We start from the raw sequence: 20,401 nt of genomic DNA on the forward strand, positions 1-20,401 counted from the left end.
GGAAAGAGTATGGAAAGGGATAAAGTTAAAATTTCAGCCCGGGAAAGGATAATAAATTTATTAGATAAAGATAGTTTTTTGGAAATTGGAGAACTAGCCAAACTAAGAACAAAAACTTCTAATTTGAAAGACATATCCGGAGATGGCATAATTACTGGTTTTGGTACCATTAGCGGAAAACCTGTGGTAGTGGCTTCTCAGGATTTTACTGTACTTGGTGGTACTGTAGGGGCTATACATGCCCAAAAGCTAAGTAGGGCTATAGAATTTGCAGCTGACAAAGGTTTTCCTTTTATTTTTTTCATTGAATCAGGAGGAGCACGGATACAAGAAGGGGTTGAAGCTTTAGAAGGTTTTAGTAAAATATTTGCCAAGATTATTAAAGCTTCAGGCATTATACCGCAGATTGCCATTGCCAGTGGGGCTTGCGCTGGGGGAGCAGCTTATTCTGGAGTCCTTGCGGATTTTTTAATTTTTGTAAAAGAGGCAACGATGTTTGTCAATGGACCTGCAGTTATAAGCGAACTAACCGGAGAAATAACGAACGTGCAAACTTTAGGTGGTGCAAAAGTACATACAACAAAAAGTGGAGTTGCGCATTTTTATGCAGAAGATCTTGCCAATGCAATAAAAATTACCAAAGATTTATTGGAGTTTCTTCCGGCAAATGCCTTTGAATTTCCAAGAACAGAACAGGGTGAAGGATTACGTAAAGTGCCGGAAATTGAAAAGATAATAAAGCAAAAGGATGGTATTTATGATATTAAAAAGGTAATCAACTCCATTGTTGATTATCATAAATTTTTGGAAGTTCAGCCTTTCTTTGCTGAAAATATCGTAGTAGGTTTTGGGCGGATTGGAGGTAACACTTTTGGAATAATTGCCAATCAACCTCTAGTTTTGGAAGGTTATCTGGACAGTAATGCTTCAATAAAAGCTTCTAGATTTATTCGTTTTTGTGATTCCTTCAACATACCGCTGTTAACTTTAGTTGATGTGCCTGGTTTTTTACCCGGGGTGGAGCAGGAAGAAAAAGGAATTTTGCGTCACGGCGCAAAGCTTTTATATGCTTATGGTGAAGCAACAGTACCTAAAATTACTGTAATTTTGGGAAAAGCTTATGGTGGAGGATATATAGCTATGTGCAGCAAAAACCTAGGAGCAGATGTAACCCTTGCCTTACCAACGGCTAAGATTGGAGTAATGGAAGCAAAAGCTGCAGCGAATATTTTATTTGCTGGACAAAAAGAAGCTAAAATGAAAGAAAAGGAGATTCTTAATTATTATGATAATCCCAACAATGCGGCGATCAAGGGAGTGGTGGATATTATTATTAAACCAGAAGATTTAAGAAATAAGATAATTTACGCTACAAAATTTTTAAATAACTTAAAAAACAAAACCAAGGTTAAAAAACATGGAAACCTACCGCTTTAATTTTACTAACTATTAAAACAAGAATTTGTCGCTTATTGTTGCAATATAAAGTAATATGGTAGAATAAAACAAATTAATATTTTTGGAAAGGGTGAAAGAATGGCAAGGCGCATTATTCAGGTGGAGGAGAAACTTCCTATACTGGAAACACTTCCTCTTAGCTTACAACACCTCATGGCAATGTTTGGTGCTACAGTTTTAGTACCTCTCTTATTTAAAATTGACCCGGCTATTGCTTTATTAATGAACGGTATTGGGACTTTGCTTTATTCTTTTATTACCCGTGGAGGAATTCCTGCTTATCTTGGCTCAAGTTTTGCTTTTATTGCTCCTACCTTGCTGATCATCTCCAAATGGGGTTTCCCTGCTGCCCAGTCAGGCTTTATGTTTTTTGGCCTGTTTTTTATTGTAGTTTCCGGTATTATTTACATAGCTGGTACAAAATGGATCGATGTTGTTTTACCCCCACCGGTTATGGGGGCAGTGGTAGCGGTAATTGGTCTTGAGTTAGCACCAGTAGCTGCGCAAATGGCAGGTATTGCACCTGATGGCCCAAACTGGGTGATGAATCCTAAAGTCGTCATGGTTTCCATGTTTACCCTGATAGTGGCAGTAGTTGGTTCGGTAGTTTTTCGTGGTTTTCTGCAGATTATTCCGGTTTTAATTGCCATAATAGCTGGATATTTTTTTGCTTGGACACAGGGGATGGTAGATTTTTCTTTAGTGGCCAAGGCTCCCTGGTTTAAGCTTCCTACCTTTAGCACTCCTGAATTTAATCTAAATGCCATACTTTTAATAGCACCGGCGGCACTGGTGGTATTGGCGGAACATATTGGTCATTTAATAGTTACAGGAAATATTATTGAACGGGATTTGGTAAATAAGCCTGGCCTTCATTTATCCCTTTTTGCCGACGGTGTCACAAACTTTATTTCTGGTTTTACCGGTTCACCTCCTAATACTACATATGGCGAAAACATTGGTGTTATGGCTATTACCCGGGTTTATTCGGTGTGGGTTATTCGAGGAGCAGCAATTTTAGCGATTATTTTATCGTTGGTTGGTAAGATTGCAGCGGCTATTCAAACTATTCCAACTCCGGTTATGGGGGGAATAAGTCTACTTTTATTTGGAGTAATTGCTGTTTCGGGGATTAGGATGCTAATAGAACAAATGGTTGACTACGGAAAAAACGTTAATTTAGTTTTATCGGCGGTAGTTTTTACGGTGGGAGTAAGTGGAGCAAAAATAACCATGGGTACAGTTGAGCTAAAAGGTATGGCATTAGCAGCGGTAGTAGGGATCATCTTAAGCTTAATTATTTACATATTAAATGCTGTTGGGTTGTTAAATGAGGAGCTTACTAATTCCGGAGATCTTGTCCGTAAAAAAGCATCGGAAACTAACCGGCATTAAATTTTTACTGCCGGTTTTCTTACTTTTTAAGAAGAAAAATGCTAAAATAACCTATATAGTAGAAAACAAGGGGAAGATCCATGGGCGTTAGCGAGATTATTCCATATTTTTTAACAACTATCTTAGATATTGCGATCGTCTCTTTTGTAATTTATAAGCTGTTAGTGTTAATCCGGGGAAGTAGAGCCGAATCCCTTTTAAAAGGGGTAGTTATCCTGCTTTTAGCTAATGCCTTAGCCAAAGCCTTAGGGCTTAATACGGTGAGCTGGCTCTTAAAACAGTCGATGACCTTTTTAGCGGTAGCCTTACCGATTGTTTTTCAACCGGAATTAAGGCGGGCTTTAGAGCAGCTCGGCCGGGGTTCTCTTTTTAAAACTACCCTTACCGAAACCGATGAAAAACAGCTCCGCCAGACTATAGAAATATTGACCAATGCCGCTTTAAAGCTTTCTGAACAAAAAATAGGGGCGTTGGTGGTAGTGGAGCGTAATACCGGATTAAATGAGTACATAGAAACGGGAGTAAAAATAGATGCCGAGTTGTCGGCGGAGCTCTTAACCAATATTTTTATCCCCAAATCTCCTTTACATGATGGAGCGGTAATTATAAGAGAAGGAAGAATAGCGGCAGCAGCCTGTTTTTTACCGCTATCTAGTAATGATTTTCCCTTAAAAAATCTTGGTACTCGCCACCGAGCAGGGCTTGGGCTTAGTGAAGAGACTGACGCGGTGGTGCTGATAGTCTCCGAAGAGACAGGAGTTATTTCCCTGGCGGTGGAGGGGAAACTTTACCGGTACTTAAGCCGGGAGGAACTATCCCGAAAACTTGTGGAAAATCTTCTTTTTTACCGGGAAAGCGGGAAAAATTGGGGGTTATAAGCGTTGCGGGAAAACCTTATCTTAAAAATAACCTCGGTGTTTTTAGCTATTCTCCTGTGGTTTTATGTTTCCAATGAAAAAAGTACCTTTATACCGGTGTACCGGAAGGTAGTAAAGGTGACACCAGTGATTACCGGAAAACCGGCGCCCGGCTACCAGATTACAAGAACGGAGATTACTCCACCTACTGTTAGGGTTTCGGGCTGGTTTCCCCAGGGGGCTTTAAGGGATACTGTGTTGACCGAAGAAATAAATATTAATGCTGCCAGAAAAAGCAGAAAGGTAACGATACCACTTGTGCGGGAAGATGGGATTTATTACAGTACTGATAAGGTAGAGGTTTTTATTGAAATTGACAAGAAAAAATAAAATAACTATAATTTCATTGATATTTTTATCCCAAAGGTGGCAGCAATGCTATTTAAAATCAGTAACTTAAGGCTTAAAATTGAAGACGCAGAAAATAGGCTGAAAGCAGAAATAAGTCGCAAATATGGTCTAAAGGAAGGGCAAATAAATTCCCTTAAAATTATTAAGAAAGCCCTAGATGCTCGCAAAAAAGAGCGGCTTTTTTTTGTGTATACGGTTTTGGTAGACATTGCGGTATCAGAAGCAAAAGCCAAAAAACTTTTAGAAGACCAGTATGTTTCTTTACCGGAACCGGAGGCGGAAGATTTTCATAATTTAAATATATCTTTAGACCAGCGGGTGGTAGTGGTAGGAGCAGGACCGGCCGGACTTTTTGCTGCTCTTGCTTTAGTGAAGGCGGGATTACCGGTTTTGCTTTTAGAGAGGGGAAAGCCGGTACCGGAACGGGTAGAAGATGTAAAAGAGTTTTGGGAAAAGGGTAAACTAAACACCGAGTCCAATGTTCAGTTTGGCGAAGGAGGAGCCGGTACTTTTTCCGACGGGAAGCTTACCACTCGCACTCATGACCGCCGGATAGCATTAGTTTATAAATGGCTTATAGCTGCTGGAGCTCCGGAAGAAATTGCCTACCTTGCCAAACCTCACATTGGTACCGACCGCCTGCGGCAGGTGGTGGTAAATTTAAGAAAAGAGATACTAAAATTAGGGGGTATAGTGAGGTTTTCGGCAAAGGTTACGGGATTAATGGTGGAAAAGGGAAAAGTAGTGGGAGTTAAGATAAATGGGCGCGAAGAGTGCAGGGCTTCGGCGGTGGTATTGGCACTGGGACACTCGGCCCGGGATAGTTTTGAAATGTTATTAAAAACTGGAGTTACCTTGGAGCCTAAGCCCTTTGCGATAGGATTACGGATAGAACATCCTCAAGATATGATAAATAAAGCCCAGTACGGCCGTTATGCGGGCCATCCCAAACTGGGAGCTGCCGATTACCAGCTGGTATATAAAAATAATACCCTGGGGAGAGCTACTTTTAGCTTTTGCATGTGTCCAGGAGGCGTGGTGGTCGGTGCTTCTTCCGAAGAAGGTGGGGTGGTTACCAACGGCATGAGTTATTACCATCGGGACGGTCAATTCGCGAACAGCGCTCTTGCGGTATCGGTAAGTCCAGAAGATTATCCCGACGGTCCGTTAGGGGGAGTGAAGTTTCAGCGGCAAATTGAAGAAAAAGCCTATAAAATGGGCGGTGAAAACTACGGGGCACCGGCGCAAAGGGCTGTAGATTTTATTGAAGAAAGAATTAGTAGTTTTGAAGAAATAGCCAATGCTACTTATAAACCGGGGGTTAAAGCATCCGATTTAAATGAGCTCTTTCCCGAATATATAAACCAAATGCTTAAAGAGGGTTTAAAAGATTTTGACCGGAAAATTCCGGGGTTTATTGAAAGGGGTATCTTAACCGGACCGGAAACCAGGACCTCCTCAGCGGTGCGGATTACCCGGGATGAAAAAGGGATGGCCATAGGATTTTTGGGGTTATTTCCTGCCGGAGAAGGGGCCGGCTATGCCGGAGGTATAGTAAGTGCTGCGGTAGATGGAATAAGAACAGCGGAAAAGGTAATAGATTACCTAAAAAAGGGGGGCTAAGCATGGGAAGACTTTTTGGAACTGATGGCGTCCGGGGGGTGGCCAATAGTGATCTCACCCCGGAACTTGCCTATAAATTAGGGCGGGCTGCTGCCTATGTGTTAAAGGAAAAATATAACGGTCAGGGTATTGTAGTAGGGAAAGATACCCGCATTTCCGGAGATCTTTTAGAAGCGTCAATAACTGCCGGCATCTTATCGGTGGGTTTAGATGTTTTTAAAGTTGGGGTTATGCCTACTCCAGCGATTGCGTATTTAACCCGGGAATTAAAGGCTTTAGCCGGGACAGTAATCTCGGCCTCCCACAACCCCATGGAGGATAACGGCATTAAATTTTTCAGCGGTACCGGCTTTAAACTTCCCGATGAAGTGGAAGAGGAAATTGAAAAGTATGTATTAGGAGAAAAAGAAATTCCGTTTCGGCCTACCGGTGCCGGGATAGGACGGGTGCAGGAAATTCGTGACGCCAGTTTGCTTTATAAATCATTTGCCAAAGATACGGTAGAATTGCCTTTATCGGGTCTTAGGTTAGTGGTGGATTGTGCCAATGGCGCTGCTTCTTACGTTGCTCCCAAGATTTATGAAGAACTTGGGGCGGAGGTTATTCCTATTTTTAACACTCCCGATGGTACCAATATTAATGCTAACTGCGGTTCGACCCACCCGGAAGCTCTAATGCGAGCTGTGGTGGAGGAAGGTGCTCATCTGGGTCTTGCCCATGACGGTGATGCTGACCGGGTGCTGGCGGTGGATGAAAAGGGAAATCTGGTTGATGGCGACCAGATTATGTTGATTATTGGTAAGTACTTAAAGAAAAAGGGCTTATTAAAAAATAACCGCATTGTGGTAACGGTAATGAGCAATTTGGGGTTGAAAAAAGCTTTTGCCCTGGAGGGTATTGAGGTTTTAGAGACAAAAGTTGGCGACAGGTATGTTTTAGAAGAGATGCTTAGAAGCGGGGCGGTAATTGGTGGCGAACAGTCGGGCCACATTATCCTTTTAGACCATAACACCACCGGAGACGGCATCATTACCGCTCTTCAGCTCATGCAGGTTCTGGTAGATGAAGGGAAAAAGCTGTCCGAACTTGCTGCCCAGATGCCCAAATTCCCGCAGGTCTTAAAAAACGTGCGGGTTTTGGATAAAGAAAAAATAATGGCTTCACCGGCACTTAAAGACGCCATTGCCCTTGGTGAGAAAAAGCTTGGGGAAGGAAGGATTTTGGTAAGGCCTTCCGGAACCGAGCCTTTAATCCGGGTTATGGCGGAAGGGCCGAAGCATAACCTTACCGAGGAGGTGGTGGATGAGATTATAGCGGTTATCAAAAAATTATAGGCAAGTTATTGCCTTAAAGCGCCGGGACCCCTTTTGGGGTTGACGAGGAGGAGGTTTATCGAGGTTATCGGCGGATGCCTCCCGGCTTTTTCGCGGCCGTGAAAGGCGTCGGACAAAACCGAAGAGCAATCTTCGGGACAAAGGGCGCCGGGCGAATTGAAGTTAGAGGTTGGAAGTTGAAGGTTGGAATAAATCTTTTTTCAAGCTTCTCACATCCAACTTCCTACCTTTCTAGTTTAGGGCGGCTTTAGCCCGCAAAACCGTAGGTGTGCTTTAAGCTGCCAGATTAAGGAGGTCGGCTAAGGCCAAACCTACAAATAACGCCGGCTGGAGTCGGTCTCACAAAGAAAATACTTCACACTTCCCACTATTCAAAGTGGGTAGGCATCTTATTGCTTTTTTGCCTTTTGAAAATACTAAAAATAATAAACTATTTTTGATTGGAGGAAACGAACATGTGCGGAATTGTTGGCTATATAGGACCTAATCCTGCAGCACCAATTTTAATAAATGGTCTTAAAAAATTAGAATATAGAGGGTATGATTCGGCAGGGATTGCCGTAATTGAGGATAACGAAATAAGAATAACCAAATCCGTAGGCAAAATTGCCAACTTAGAAGAAAAACTTGCTGGGGTGGTTTTAAATGCCGCCGCGGGCATCGGCCACACCCGCTGGGCAACTCACGGCAAACCGTCCGACGAAAACGCCCATCCCCACTATGACTGCACGGGCAAGTTTGCGGTGGTGCATAACGGCATCATTGAAAACTACCTGGAATTAAAAGAAGAGCTGATAGCCGAAGGCCATACTTTCCGTTCGGAAACCGATACTGAAGTTTTAGCGCACCTTTTAGAGAAGTATTATGATGGCGACCTTTTAGAGGCAGTTATAAAGCTTCAAAAACGCCTTCACGGCTCGTATGCAGTAGCTTTTCTTGCCGCCAATGAGCCGGGGAGGATTGTAGCGGTAAGAAAAGATAGTCCCTTGGTAGTGGGGTTAGGCGAAGGCGAGAATTTCCTTGCCTCAGACATTCCGGCTATCTTAGCCCACACCCGGAAGACCTATATTTTAGAAGATGGGGAAATAGCTGAACTTACCGCTAATACGGTAAAAATTTACGACATGGATGGTAATCCTGTAGCTAAAGAAATCTATGAAGTAACCTGGAACGCCGAAGAAGCAGAAAAAGGCGGCTATGCCCACTTTATGCAAAAAGAAATCTTTGAGCAGCCCAAAGCTCTACGGGATACCTTGGCGGGCCGGCTAGACCTTGAAAGCCTCGAGGTTAAACTTCCCGAAATTGAAGCTAATCTTTCCTATTATCAAAATTTAAACCGCATCTTTATTTCCGCCTGCGGTACTGCTTACCATGCAGGACTGGTAGGAAAATATCTTTTAGAAAAATTGGTCCGGATACCGGTGGAAATTGACGTAGCTTCCGAATTTCGCTACCGGGACCCGTTAATAAAGGAAGGCGATCTTTTAATAGTCATCAGCCAGTCCGGCGAGACTGCCGACACCTTAGCGGCTCTAAGGGAGGCCAAGAAACGGGGGGCCCGGGTACTGGCCGTCACCAACGTGGTGGGAAGCTCGGTTTCCCGGGAGGCCGACGATGTTATCTACACCTGGGCGGGCCCGGAAATTGCCGTAGCTTCCACTAAAGCTTACACCACCCAGCTTTTGGTGATGTACCTTTTAGCTCTTTATCTTGGCCGGGCCAAAGGAAGTATCGAGGAAAAGCTCTATAAAGAAATGGTCCAGGGGCTGAAAGAAATTCCACAAAAAGTCCAGGAAGTTCTTGATGCCGAAGCTAAAGTTATCGAATTCGCTAAAAAACACTTAACTAAAGAAGATGCTTTCTTTATCGGCCGGGGCCTTGACTTTGCCGTAAGTTTGGAAGGCCAGCTAAAACTAAAAGAAATCTCCTACATCCACGCCGAAGCCTACGCCGCTGGTGAATTAAAACACGGAACTTTAGCTTTAATCGTCAAAGACGTACCAGTAATAGCTTTAGCAACCCAGGAAGCTTTGTTTGAAAAAATGCTTTCTAACATAAAAGAAGTAAACGCCCGGGAAGCTACCATCCTCGGCATCGCCTTTGAAGGTAAAAAGGAACTTGCTAAAGTAACCGACGACCAGATCTATCTTCCCCGGGTACCGGAGTTACTGGCCCCAATTTTAGCGGTAGTGCCCCTGCAGCTTTTAGCCTACCACATGTCGGTCTTACGGGGTAACGATGTCGACAAACCGCGAAACCTGGCTAAGAGCGTGACGGTGGAGTAAGTTTTAACTAAACCACCTTTTGGTGTATTTTTCATTTATTCCTCCTACTCATGCGAAAAAAGTGGTTCCGTTGAATGAGTGTTAAGGGAAAAGGATTAAGGCTTAAGTTCATAATGAACCGCAAAGGGATAAGTGGAAAGTCTTTAAGAACGTTGATTTAATGCCACTTATCCCTTTTTTTCTTGAACGATGATCCTACCCATTTGGAACAACTTTTTTCACAAAAATTGGAGGAGTATTTGGGAAATTATCGGGAAAATAATACTGCGTCACAGAAAAACTTTATTACCTACCATAAAGTCCCATGTAGATTTTACACAGGGTGGAGGGGAATGGAAAGGGTTTTTTTAAATAAACATGAAAAACATTTGGATAAACTATTCCTCACAAAGCAATAGCTCGATTCGGTGAAGAAAAGTAGGAGGGACTTTCAGTTAAGAAGAATAAAGTTGGCTATTCATGAGTTGAAAAGACAGGGAGAATTCCAAAGCTATGGAATGTGATGAGAAAAGCGGGGATAAGAAAGGAATTTTGCCAAGATATGAAGAATTATATAATTGAAGTTATTAAGAATGTAAATGTTGATAATGGATAACTATATCCATTTCAGGAACATTGCCTAAATCATTCTATGTTAGTACTACATTTTTACCAAAAATTGGAATTTAACATGGTATCTTTATTTAGCTGAAGAGGCAAAAAAATAAAACAGGAAATCCCGGAATATGATTTAAATACATTTTTTAGGAGGCATAAAACTTGGATAAAGAACAGCTGCAGGAAATTTTATTATAAGACGAATATTACTGGGGAACTGAACCAACTGAATTAGCAGAAAAAACGACAATTTTTAAAGTGATTTTTCCTTAATAAGTTACACTCATGGTTTAGTTTATCAGAAAGCACCTGATTGGGTATTAGTTCTTTACTCTAATTAGTGAAAAGATACCTTTTCGGAAAAGTTAAAAAACACCCTTTTATTACGGCTCTGTTAAAGATGATGTTTTTTCATCCACTTTTATTAGGCTAGCGGGCAGACAATTTTAATAATATTTTGGAAACTTACACGTTTATACTACTGAACGTCATGGTAAACTGTTCATTGTATTTATCTGCTTAAAAAGGTGGTTTCATATATAATGTGGATTAAAGAATTCTTAAGGCTGCTTTTTCCACTAAATCCTGATGAAATGCGTATTGAAGAGGCAATACAATTAAAACACAGACATATACCTAATGCATTATATCGTTACCGAAGTCTTAGCGAATATAGTCTTGATAATCTTAAAAATGAACGTGAAAGGCTGTCATATCCCTCAGAATTCAATGATCCGTTTGACGCAAGCATAAAGATTAATTACGCATTATTAAGTAAGGAACTTTTTCTCCATAGAAATATGCAAAAAATACTTATAGAATTACAAAATAAACTTGGAATATCCCTTAGCGATCAGGCAATTAGGGAAATTCGTAATTCAGAAGATCCGTTTTATTCTTTTTCAAAACATGTAGCAAGATTTGATGAAACCCTTCATGGTAAGGAAGAGGATTTTGCAAGATCTTTATCTGAAATTACCTTAGAACAAATTAAATCCATTTTTGCTCAGTTTCGAAGTAGCTTCCAAACAGGATATTTAGTGATGTGTTTAAGTGAAGTGAAGGATAGTATTCTCATGTGGAGTCATTATTCTGAGAACCATACTGGCTTTTGTATAGAATATAACTTTAAAGAATTGGGTCCACTTAATCCACAGAGTAGAATGCTTTTCCCAATTAATTACACTGATGATTTATTCGACGCAACGCAATATATATTGCAACCATTAATTAGGAGAGACCACTCATTTAATAACCTCTTCGGGATTTACCCAACGATAACAAAGTCAACACATTGGGCATATGAAAAAGAATGGCGAATAGTCTTTCCATTGGGTCCAAATGCTTCAGAAGAACAGCGTTTTATTAAATTACCTAAACCTAAAGCTTTATATATAGGTGCCAAAGCAAGTGCTGAAAATATTGGGAGGCTAAAAGAAATAGCAATCATAAAGAAGATTCCTCTTTTTCAAATGATGCTTTCAGAAACATCCTATGTTTTAGTACAAAAAATGTTGTATCATCCAAACCAACAATAAATTAAATAATCATTCTAGCCTTTAGCAGAACTAGAAAATCTTAAAAGATAATATCATACTACTATTTGGAGAAAAGTTCTTATTTTAATACCAATAAGGAGGATATTTTTATGGATATACCTAAAGCAATGCAAGGGTTAAACTTTGTAAAACCACCAAGGGAGTTTGTTGATTTTGCAAAAAGATATGGGGTTGAAAATGTTGTATTTGTCGATGATGAAAGATGTGAAAGGTCGTTAAGGTTTAATAATAATATCTTTATAAAAATTACAGGCCATTGGGACGTTTATATTTTATTTCCGATTCAAGCCAAGACATTTAGTGAAGTGATAACATTACGATTTTTGCATGAGGTAGGCCATGTTTACCATAAACATCGTGGTTCTTTGAATGATACTGAAAAATTAAATATAACATATACCAGTGATCCTTGGAGAGACACTTTTACAGGAGATGAGGGAGAGGCATGGTTTTTTGCATTTAAAATAAGAAAATATAATAGGGATGATTATAAAAAGTTAGTAATTTCATGTGAAAAATTCTTAGAGGTTTATAATTATAATAGTGAAATCTATTGGGGGAATATTGCTGAAGAGGAATGGAAAAGGATAAATAATTGTCCTCTCCCTCAAGATATTAGTAGTTACTGTCCAAAGTGGCTTATTGAAAAATATAATAAAATTTAATGAAGTGTATAAGCTTTACATAGCTAATAGTTTTATTTTTAAAACAAGAGGCCTTATTAGTATAAAGAGAAATTCCTACAATAACACGACTATATTGTCATTTTTTAGGTGCATTTAGGGAATTTTAGGACAAATTTTTAGATGTATAAGAAGAAGCAGGAGAACTTACAGTAATTTACAATGGCAGGGGGATCAAGAGTCAACAAAAGAAATTTGATTATATGAGGTGCAGGGTATGCTTACAATTGAAGAATACATTGCTAAAAGAAAAAAAGAAGATAAGCTAATTGAATTCGATGTTGAGAAAAGAATTGACAATATAAAGCTATGTGTGGATTATATCTTTGAATATTTTAATAATTACTTAGATATTACTGAGGTTGAGAATCAAACAATTCTCAATAATGAAAGACTTGATGCTTTTCGGAAGCAATTACGTGATTATGATAAAGATATTCAAGATTGGCTTGTAAATATATACGATGAATATGGGAAATACATGCATAGAATTATAGGCAAAATTCTTGATGAAAACGACATATTTTTGCTCTATAGTACTGAGAGTGAATTTAGAAGCGCTTCATATGATTGTTATTCTAAATTGATAAAAAAATATCCATTTTTAAAAGATCAAACTGAAATGTTATTCCTATTTATTAAGGATTATCATAGAGTCAAAAGTATTTCAGCGATGAAATACAATGAACTCCCTTTTTTCACTCAATCAATAAGTGACTGGATTGAGAAGACTCAAGCAAAATATAATGTAAGTATTCCAGCTTTTGCATATACTTATGTTTTTAAATTTTCTAAGGACTATAAGAAATGGCCTGCAACGCATAAAAAGAAATCTGATAATCCTTATTTTCCTTATGATTATGACTACAAACAGAAAAAGAATCTATTTAATTTAGATTCATTATATACAAGGGTGTCCAATAAAGCTTTTATTAGAGGTCATAAGCAAGAGTTGGAATTAATTATGATGTACTATTGGATGCATGATATAGAAACTGACGATGAATACTGGAATGAATATTTAGAAAAGGCACTAACGATTATTAAGTAATTTACATTGACTCATATAAAGATTAGCATTTCGATTATTATGAAGCACAATTAAAAGTTGTTCCTTTGAAGAAAATGCAAAGGTGTTTGAGAAAGGGTTTTTTTTAATTAACAGCTCCCCTAAAACGGGAGCTGGAATAATAGTTGCCAGGGCTGCAAATTTCGGAAGTGTCCCAAGAACTACTAAAATCAATCAGCACACTCCTCGTTTTTTGCAATTTTTTTACGATGAACACAGCTGTTCAGGGGGACAAAAACAACAGCCACATCTTGCTTAACAGTCTGCCAACTTCCAGAAAATAGGTTGTTACCGTCAAATATCTGTTTGCCATCCTTGTGGTCGCGGTCGTACCAATGGTATATAATCTGGGAAAGAAACATAACTTCTGGGGTATCGTGGATTTGAACCAATCCTCCCCTACCTACCTTCTGTTTGTTCTGTTGTCCGGTTTAACCTTAATCATCTTGCTGAGTTCATGGTCCTTGTCGGTCCTCTTTATGAGAGAAAGGAATTTTGAGCAAATCGAGGGTTAAGGGAAAAAGTATAAAGAATAGTAAAGGGATAAGTGCGAAACCCTGAAAATGAAGGACTTACGCTACTTATCCCTTTTTTTCGGCCTACTCATTTTCTTCCATGCTCAAAAATTGCCCATGCCACGAGTGATACCAGATACTTCCGTTAACACCGTTGACACTTAACATGCCAGTAATTTTTCCATCTTTTTTAGTGTGTAATGTATAATACCCGTAAAATTCATGGGGTTCTACTGCTTTGACGCCGGGTAAGTTTTTGTCCAGGTACTGCTGGGCAAGCTGCAAGGCTTGTTCAGCGGTGATACGATTTTTTAAAGTTGTCCTGTTATAAGCCCAACCCATCATTCGCCCCATATGACCATATTTAGTGTTCCACATCATATTAGGTCCCATTTCAGGAGAGACTGCTCCTGTAATTTTATCCACTATTAACTCCATGGCGTATTTTTTGCTGTCTATTTCCTGGATTTCTGCATAAAAGTGGTTATCAAACTCCATGATTTCTGCCAGTTTTAAGTTCGGATTTCCGATAGCTTCCAGGTATTTTTTTAAAATAGTTTTTGCAGTATTCATATCAACTGTACTACTTACTGATGATTGACCAGAGTTACTGGAATTGTAATTGTAACCACCCATCATTCCGTTAAAACCACCGCCCATCATCCAGCCCAAATAACCAGGGCTAGTGGAAGATGCAGCGTAAGCAATAACTCCTGTTATGATAATTATAGCGATCAATAACAATGGAAACTTCATTCCAGTTTTTTTCAACATAATAAATTCCTCCTTTAATCCTTAATGGTTGGCCGGGATACCTGACCCTGACCTTTATAAATATTATAGAGGACTTATGCTTATAATGTGTTTCGAAAAAGTCACAAAATAGTGCCGTTTTTGTAAACTTAAATTTGTTGATGTACATAATTCATATGAAAAAATAAAAAACGGAAATATGATTAAATTGCCATAATCATGCAACACTTTAGAAACAATATTGCTTTATAATGGGCTTAAAAGGAGGCGATAGCAATGATGTGGAGATTTTTTTCAGGTTACGGTAATGGGTATGGCAATGGCAATGGATTTGGATATTTCCCAGGTGATTTTCTTATAAATCTATTAATCCTAATGGTAGTTCTAGTTGTAGTTATAGTTATAGCAGTAGTTATCTTAAAACGATTAGCCGTAAATAATCATAGCAGTTCTTTAACCCTTTCCAGCCGGCGGTCAACAGCAGAAGAAATATTAAAGGAACGATATGCCCGAGGTGAAATAAATAGAGAAGAATATTTAAAAGCATTAGAAGATCTCAAGAAATAAGGGGAAGGTTTAGTTCGGCTAAGTTTGTTGATTAGATGGGAGGTGTAAATAATGATGTTTTTTATTATTCTTTTTGGAGCTGTTATAGTTTACTTTATTTATAAGAACCTAGCCGGCAATGATATTCTTAGTAAAGTTGTTCCCGGGAAAACCCCTGAAGAACTTTTAAAAGAAAGATATGCCAGGGGCGAAATTTCTAAAGAAACCTATAAAGAAATGCTAAACGATTTGCGCAATAAATAATATAAGATGTAAAAAAATCGGCCCACTCTAATTTATTCGGCCGATTTTTCTTTTTGGAATGAAATGGAAAATATTGCCCAAATGAAAAAAGAATAGCTTTTAAGAAGGTGAGATACATTGAATATAATACCCATTGATGAAACCTTGAGAAAAGAAGTTTTTAATTTTTTTTATCGAGTGCTGGGGTGTGCCGATAATGGTATCTAAAGGAAAAGTGCATTATGTAGATAAACTTCCGGGTTTTGCGGCAATTGAACAGGGAAATGTAATGGTCTAATAACTTATCATATAGAAAACGGGGAATGTGACGCTTGACAGTTTAAGAGAAAATCAGGGGATAGGCAGTAAACAAACACATGCCATTGACGTTAGTTTGTTATCAAACTATAATGTGAGTAGGTAAAATAAAGTTTTTATCTAAATTGACAGCATATGAGGTGGACATGGACACGAATAATGTTATTTCATTAATATCGTCAATCCGAGAAAAAGCCAATAGGTTTATCATGCGTGAATTAAACAACAGGGGTATAAAAGGAATTGTAACATCTCATGGAGATATCCTGGTTGCTCTTTTTAAAAATAATGTCCTTACGATGAAAGAAATAGCGGAAAAAATTGATAGAGATAAATCTACCGTAACCGCTTTAGTGGACAAGCTTGTGGATTTTGGATATGTAAAAAAGGAAAGAGACCCTGCCGATAGCAGAGTAATTTTAGTAAGTTTAACAGATTTGGGAAAACAACTACAGCCTGATTTTGAGGATATATCCAGGAAATTGATTGACGTAGCGTTCAGAGGGATTTCACCGGAGGAAAGGGAAGCGCTGGTTAAAATTTTAATAAAAATCAAAGAAAACTTTTAATTTTTTTAGCCAAATAGTTTGATATAAAAGTATTTTAAACGGGAGAATTGGCGAAATGGAATAAGCTTAAAGTTAAAAAGGGATAATGAATAATAAACGAAATTAGATGAGAATAAGGAGCGTAAAAATTTTTAAAAAAATAATTTGACATCAAACATTTTTAGTATTTTGATGTCAGTTAAATAAAATCATAAGGAGGGAATTTTAATGAAACATTTAGTAGTTTTTGCCCATCCAAATCCAAAGAGTTTTGGAAAAGGGATCGTAGATGTTATTGTAAAAGCCTCAAAAGAAAAGGGGATGGATGTAAGGGTTAGGGATCTTTATCAAATTGGTTTTGATCCTGTTTTAAAGCCATCAGATTTTGAGGCCATTCACAGCGGAAAAGTGCCGGAAGATATTGCAGAAGAGCAAGAGCATATCAAGTGGGCGGATGTGATTACTTTTGTTTACCCTGTTTGGTGGACCGGACTTCCTGCTATGCTAAAAGGTTATGTTGACAGAGTGTTTTCATATGGATTTGCCTACCAGTATGTAGATGGAAACCCCGTCGGTTTGTTAGAAGGGAAAAAAGCGCTTTTATTCTGCACAACAGGTGCTTCAAATGAAATATATGAACAAATCGGGATGCACAATTCGATGAAACAAACCACAGATCAGGGTATATTTGGTTTTACGGGGATCGAAGTAATCGACCATGTTTTCTTTGGAGCAGTTCCCACTGTTGATGAAGAAACTCGCCGGGGCTACTTAAAGGAAGTAGAAAGAATCATTAAAGAGCTATAATTTTTTAAAAGGGAAGTATCAAGAAAAGATAATCATCTTGATACTTCTCTTTTTATATTTTTAATGGACTTGACAATTTTTATCGTTGTGCCTAAAATCTAAAAACATAGGATGAACTTGCTAAATATTACTAATGAACGGAAGAAGGGGTTTGGGCGATGAAAAAAGTTATACCTAATAGGGATGAGGCGTTTGAACTTTTAAAAGAGTATAATCAAAATGAAAGTCTAATCCGGCATGCCCTGGCGGTCGAAGCGGTTATGTTGCACTTTGCCGAACTATTTGGCGAAGAAGATAAGGAAAAATGGGGAATTATCGGATTAGTTCATGACCTTGATTATGAAATGTATCCCGATGAACATTGTAAGAAAGTAAGAGAAATATTGACCGAAAGAAACTGGCCGGAAGATTACATTCGGGCAATAGAAAGCCATGGCTGGAAACTTTGTACTGATGTGGAACCGGTGGAGAGAATGGAAAAAGTGTTATATACAATTGACGAATTAACGGGATTGATTACCGCTACTGCTCTTATGCGGCCAAGTAAAAGCATCCTGGATCTCGAGGTAAAATCGGTCAAGAAAAAATGGAAACAAAAGGGTTTTGCCGCAGGAGTAAATAGAGAGGTTATTGAAGAGGGAGCAAAAATGCTGGGGATGGAATTGGATAAAGTAATGGAAGAAACTATTAAAGGTATGCGGAAAGTAGCAGATGTTATTGGGCTAAAAGGTGAAGTGTAATAAATAATCCGAACTAAATTAGCCTGTTTTACTTTACTGTGCGAAACTGTTCAAAGTCATCAAGGCTTTCTCTGGTTTAATTATAAGCCTGGCCAAGAGCGTGACGGTGGAGTAGAAAGAAAAAAACCGCTTTCTTGGTATGAATTAACATGCCAAGAAGCGGTTTTTAATTTAATAAAAAAAGGGGTGACAGCGGAGATAAAGGTTATCTTATTGGAAGAAGCTCTTCCTTTGATTTTTTTAAAATTTCTTTTTGCCATTCAAGCATTGGTTCGACTGGTTCAGGAATTATGCTAAGCCCGCCAAGGAGGGCAAGGTTACAAAACAGTAACGGCCCAAGGAGCGGGTTTCTGTAGAGAAACCTCGCAAAAACTATTCCCTGTGTCCCTGCCAAATCACCGAGAACATGAAAGACAAAGCCAAGCAAGCCAGCAAAAAGGTTTAGAGCCAAAACCGCCAAGAAGAAATACTCTTCTCCCCTGTCCGGTGAGCGTTTGGCAAGCCACAAACAGGAAAATATTGCCATTATCCCTGTTATTAAGGGAATAATCGTATAAACCGGTTCAAAATTGAGGCGGGCATGATCAAAGAATGCCGCCAAAACTGCACCCAAAAAACCATATCCCACCAATGTCAGCAACTTTGAGCGCCTTTCCAAACCTACAGTTCCCTCGCTTACCAGTGCGAACAGGGATACTCCAGCAAAAGCTATGGGTGCGGCAACAGGTGATCCATCTACTACTATTTTGTAAAGAGGTTCCCAATGCGAACTGGCATTTCCTGTGAGATGAAAGAACGTTCCGATAACTCCAACAGCGACCCCAAGCCACATACTGACCTTAAAAATTCGCTTGGACCAGAGTTTGTCCAGGAAAAACAACCTGCCCAACGTGGCTAATACCGCCAGAGGGCAATAGATTAACGGAATTATTTCCCAGCGGAAGAAATTATTCTGGGAATGGGCCATGGCTACATCGACCCCTAAAAGCGAAAAGTTTAAGGCCATTATGCTGAGCAAAAGTTTAGTTTTTAAATTTTTTCTAGAAAAGATTAACATGGGAGTTCTTAGATTTTTTATCTTAAGCATATTATCCTCCCCTAATGCTTCTTTTCCAGTTCTTTTGCTTCAGCTTCCATTTCTACTAGAGCCTTTTTCTGTTCATAAATACCATGCCAGTTCACAAAATCCGCTCCACCCATCACAGCTCCAAAGCGAGCCCTGCGTCCTTCATGATGCCACAATTCAAAGTACAAAAACTCGAGCGGCGTCTTCAGTGGGCCTTGGCCAATCAGCCCAGCTTGACGGAGACTATCTAAAAGTGCTTTCCCCTTTTCAACATTTTCATTGGACAAGGCAATAACCTTTTCAGCACCTGTCATCTGCTCTTCGACAAAGTTCTGCGTATGACAGTTCAAACAAATGGCCTTCATTGTTTCGCGGTTTTGTTCCCCATTCTGACGCACTTTAGCGAGTTCCGGTGCGAGATACCATTTCAGGCGTTCCCCCACATTGTGAGTGCCTTGGACATTGCCAAACGCGGACATATGGCAAGTGGCACAGGTCGGAGCCGGGAAATCTTTCACTGTCAATGTACCGGCTGGGGCTTCCATATTGAACTTTTCTTTATTTGCTTGATAGAAAGTGCCATGAGCTGATTCATTGTAAATTTCAATCTGCGGATGATCCGGACCTAAATGGCATTGCCCGCACGTTTCAGGTTTACGGGCTTGGGCTATATCAAAATTATGGCGGAGATGGCATTTGGTACAATCCCCAAAGCTGCCGTCTTCATTTTTTTTCCCAATACCATGGCAGACCTGACAGGATTGGCTGGCCGCGTCCTTTCCAATTAAAGTGTAAATAACGTTTGGTTTACCTTTATTAAGAGGCTGTCCTGTAGCATCTAGCAGATGGTATTTTGCTAGCTCCTCTTGACTGAAACCTTTAGCACCTGTCACAGCGTACCATGATCTAGCAGCATGATTGCTCGCTGTAAACTCTTTAACCTCTTTTTCATGGCACTGGGCACAGTTGTTTGGGGTCGGTTTGGCAACGATAGCCACTTGATAATGTTCCTTCGTTAGCTTCTCCTGACCTTCTACCGGTTTGTGGCAATCGAGACACTGTACTCCGCGTCCGGCATGTTTGCTGTCAAAAAACTGATGAACAATACCAGGTGTCTTTTTCTCGTGACAATCTAGACAAGACTTATTTTTGCCCTGGACAACAGTGACGGCGCTCAATGTTGGAAGGGATGCCTTTACGCCTTTGGGCCCGATTACATAACGATAGGACAGGAGAAGCATGATTACCCCTACTATTGTGCCTAATCCCACAATGGCAACCATACGCCTAGTTGATGGTTGCATTTTAACATCTCTCCTCCCTAATGTAATTCATGGTTGAGCAGAAGCACAGGTGTTTGAGAGTACAAACACCACCTCCTTCCATTAAAAGCCAAACAATCCCAATAACATTTCCATTATAACGGGAAGAAACGAGCCCAAACTGTGATTCCAGTCACATTTTGTTGTATACAAGCTTGGGTTTTTGTAAAAAATTCCCTTGGTTTAAAGATGGATGTCATTTGAAATATCTGTCTTTTTTATGTGTCTTTACATTAAAAAATCTTGCTTTTTAAAAAGTAAATAATTATACT

The 20,401-nt window shown here is 39.4% G+C and carries 19 protein-coding genes; 15 read left to right on the plus strand and 4 right to left on the minus strand.

Going from position 1 to position 20,401, the window contains the following annotated elements:
- The first annotated feature begins 9 nt into the window (after positions 1–9).
- From cpu_RS01750 to cpu_RS01800, 10 genes are all read left to right on the plus strand, one after another.
- Positions 10–1,437 (plus strand): acyl-CoA carboxylase subunit beta, encoded by a 1,428-nt coding sequence (locus cpu_RS01750; protein WP_077177112.1) that lies wholly within the window; start codon positions 10–12, stop codon positions 1,435–1,437.
- Between the two features lie 99 nt (positions 1,438–1,536).
- On the plus strand, positions 1,537–2,853 hold the full coding sequence (gene uraA / locus cpu_RS01755) for a uracil permease (RefSeq protein WP_075858277.1): 1,317 nt from the start codon (positions 1,537–1,539) through the stop codon (positions 2,851–2,853).
- A gap of 80 nt (positions 2,854–2,933) precedes the next feature.
- Positions 2,934–3,731, plus strand: coding sequence for a diadenylate cyclase CdaA (gene cdaA / locus cpu_RS01760; RefSeq protein WP_075858278.1), 798 nt, complete (start codon positions 2,934–2,936; stop codon positions 3,729–3,731).
- 3 nt (positions 3,732–3,734) lie between these two features.
- Positions 3,735–4,100 (plus strand): CdaR family protein, encoded by a 366-nt coding sequence (locus tag cpu_RS01765; protein WP_075858279.1) that lies wholly within the window; start codon positions 3,735–3,737, stop codon positions 4,098–4,100.
- A gap of 45 nt (positions 4,101–4,145) precedes the next feature.
- Entirely contained in the window at positions 4,146–5,744 is a 1,599-nt protein-coding gene (locus cpu_RS01770; RefSeq protein ID WP_075858280.1) for an NAD(P)/FAD-dependent oxidoreductase, read from the plus strand.
- A 2-nt stretch (positions 5,745–5,746) separates the two neighbouring features.
- Positions 5,747–7,078 carry a phosphoglucosamine mutase gene (gene glmM, locus cpu_RS01775; RefSeq protein ID WP_075858281.1) on the plus strand — a complete coding sequence of 444 codons (1,332 nt, stop codon included), beginning with the start codon at positions 5,747–5,749 and terminating at the stop codon, positions 7,076–7,078.
- A 455-nt stretch (positions 7,079–7,533) separates the two neighbouring features.
- Positions 7,534–9,363 carry a glutamine--fructose-6-phosphate transaminase (isomerizing) gene (glmS, locus tag cpu_RS01780; protein WP_075858282.1) on the plus strand — a complete coding sequence of 610 codons (1,830 nt, stop codon included), beginning with the start codon at positions 7,534–7,536 and terminating at the stop codon, positions 9,361–9,363.
- Positions 9,364–10,502: 1,139 nt separating this feature from the next.
- Complete coding sequence (locus cpu_RS01790) at positions 10,503–11,498, plus strand: DUF2971 domain-containing protein (protein WP_075858283.1); 996 nt, start codon at positions 10,503–10,505, stop codon at positions 11,496–11,498.
- Positions 11,499–11,608: 110 nt separating this feature from the next.
- A complete protein-coding gene (locus cpu_RS01795; protein ID WP_075858284.1) occupies positions 11,609–12,184 on the plus strand; it encodes a hypothetical protein in 576 nt (191 codons plus the stop codon).
- A gap of 235 nt (positions 12,185–12,419) precedes the next feature.
- On the plus strand, positions 12,420–13,253 hold the full coding sequence (locus tag cpu_RS01800; protein WP_075858285.1) for a hypothetical protein: 834 nt from the start codon (positions 12,420–12,422) through the stop codon (positions 13,251–13,253).
- On the opposite strand, the gene cpu_RS13750 is transcribed toward cpu_RS01800, so the two are convergent.
- Together cpu_RS13750 and cpu_RS01815 are read right to left on the minus strand one after the other, a co-directional pair.
- Complete coding sequence (locus cpu_RS13750; protein WP_075858286.1) at positions 13,236–13,445, minus strand: hypothetical protein; 210 nt, start codon at positions 13,443–13,445, stop codon at positions 13,236–13,238. The genes cpu_RS01800 and cpu_RS13750 overlap by 18 nt on opposite strands.
- Positions 13,446–13,870: 425 nt before the next feature.
- Positions 13,871–14,560: a hypothetical protein gene (locus tag cpu_RS01815; RefSeq protein WP_088775880.1), complete on the minus strand. Its 690-nt coding sequence runs from the start codon at positions 14,558–14,560 to the stop codon at positions 13,871–13,873.
- A gap of 255 nt (positions 14,561–14,815) precedes the next feature.
- Here cpu_RS01815 and cpu_RS01820 point away from each other — a divergent pair, with 255 nt between their 5' ends.
- From cpu_RS01820 to cpu_RS01840, 5 genes are all read left to right on the plus strand, one after another.
- On the plus strand, positions 14,816–15,106 hold the full coding sequence (locus cpu_RS01820; RefSeq protein WP_077177113.1) for an SHOCT domain-containing protein: 291 nt from the start codon (positions 14,816–14,818) through the stop codon (positions 15,104–15,106).
- A gap of 51 nt (positions 15,107–15,157) precedes the next feature.
- Positions 15,158–15,349: an SHOCT domain-containing protein gene (locus cpu_RS01825; protein WP_075858288.1), complete on the plus strand. Its 192-nt coding sequence runs from the start codon at positions 15,158–15,160 to the stop codon at positions 15,347–15,349.
- A 443-nt stretch (positions 15,350–15,792) separates the two neighbouring features.
- Entirely contained in the window at positions 15,793–16,215 is a 423-nt protein-coding gene (locus cpu_RS01830; protein ID WP_075858289.1) for a MarR family winged helix-turn-helix transcriptional regulator, read from the plus strand.
- Positions 16,216–16,422: 207 nt separating this feature from the next.
- A complete protein-coding gene (locus cpu_RS01835; RefSeq protein WP_075858290.1) occupies positions 16,423–17,001 on the plus strand; it encodes an NAD(P)H-dependent oxidoreductase in 579 nt (192 codons plus the stop codon).
- A gap of 158 nt (positions 17,002–17,159) precedes the next feature.
- A complete protein-coding gene (locus cpu_RS01840) occupies positions 17,160–17,741 on the plus strand; it encodes an HDIG domain-containing metalloprotein (protein WP_075858291.1) in 582 nt (193 codons plus the stop codon).
- Positions 17,742–17,946: 205 nt separating this feature from the next.
- Here the strand turns inward: cpu_RS01840 and cpu_RS01845 are convergent, their stop codons facing one another.
- Both cpu_RS01845 and cpu_RS01850 read right to left on the minus strand, forming a co-directional pair.
- A complete protein-coding gene (locus tag cpu_RS01845; protein ID WP_200800620.1) occupies positions 17,947–18,828 on the minus strand; it encodes a hypothetical protein in 882 nt (293 codons plus the stop codon).
- Between the two features lie 11 nt (positions 18,829–18,839).
- Complete coding sequence (locus cpu_RS01850; protein ID WP_075858292.1) at positions 18,840–20,111, minus strand: multiheme c-type cytochrome; 1,272 nt, start codon at positions 20,109–20,111, stop codon at positions 18,840–18,842.
- Positions 20,112–20,401 lie beyond the last annotated feature (290 nt).

The sequence above is a fragment of the Carboxydothermus pertinax genome (genome assembly GCF_001950255.1).
Taxonomy (GTDB): Bacteria; Bacillota; Z-2901; order Carboxydothermales; family Carboxydothermaceae; genus Carboxydothermus; species Carboxydothermus pertinax.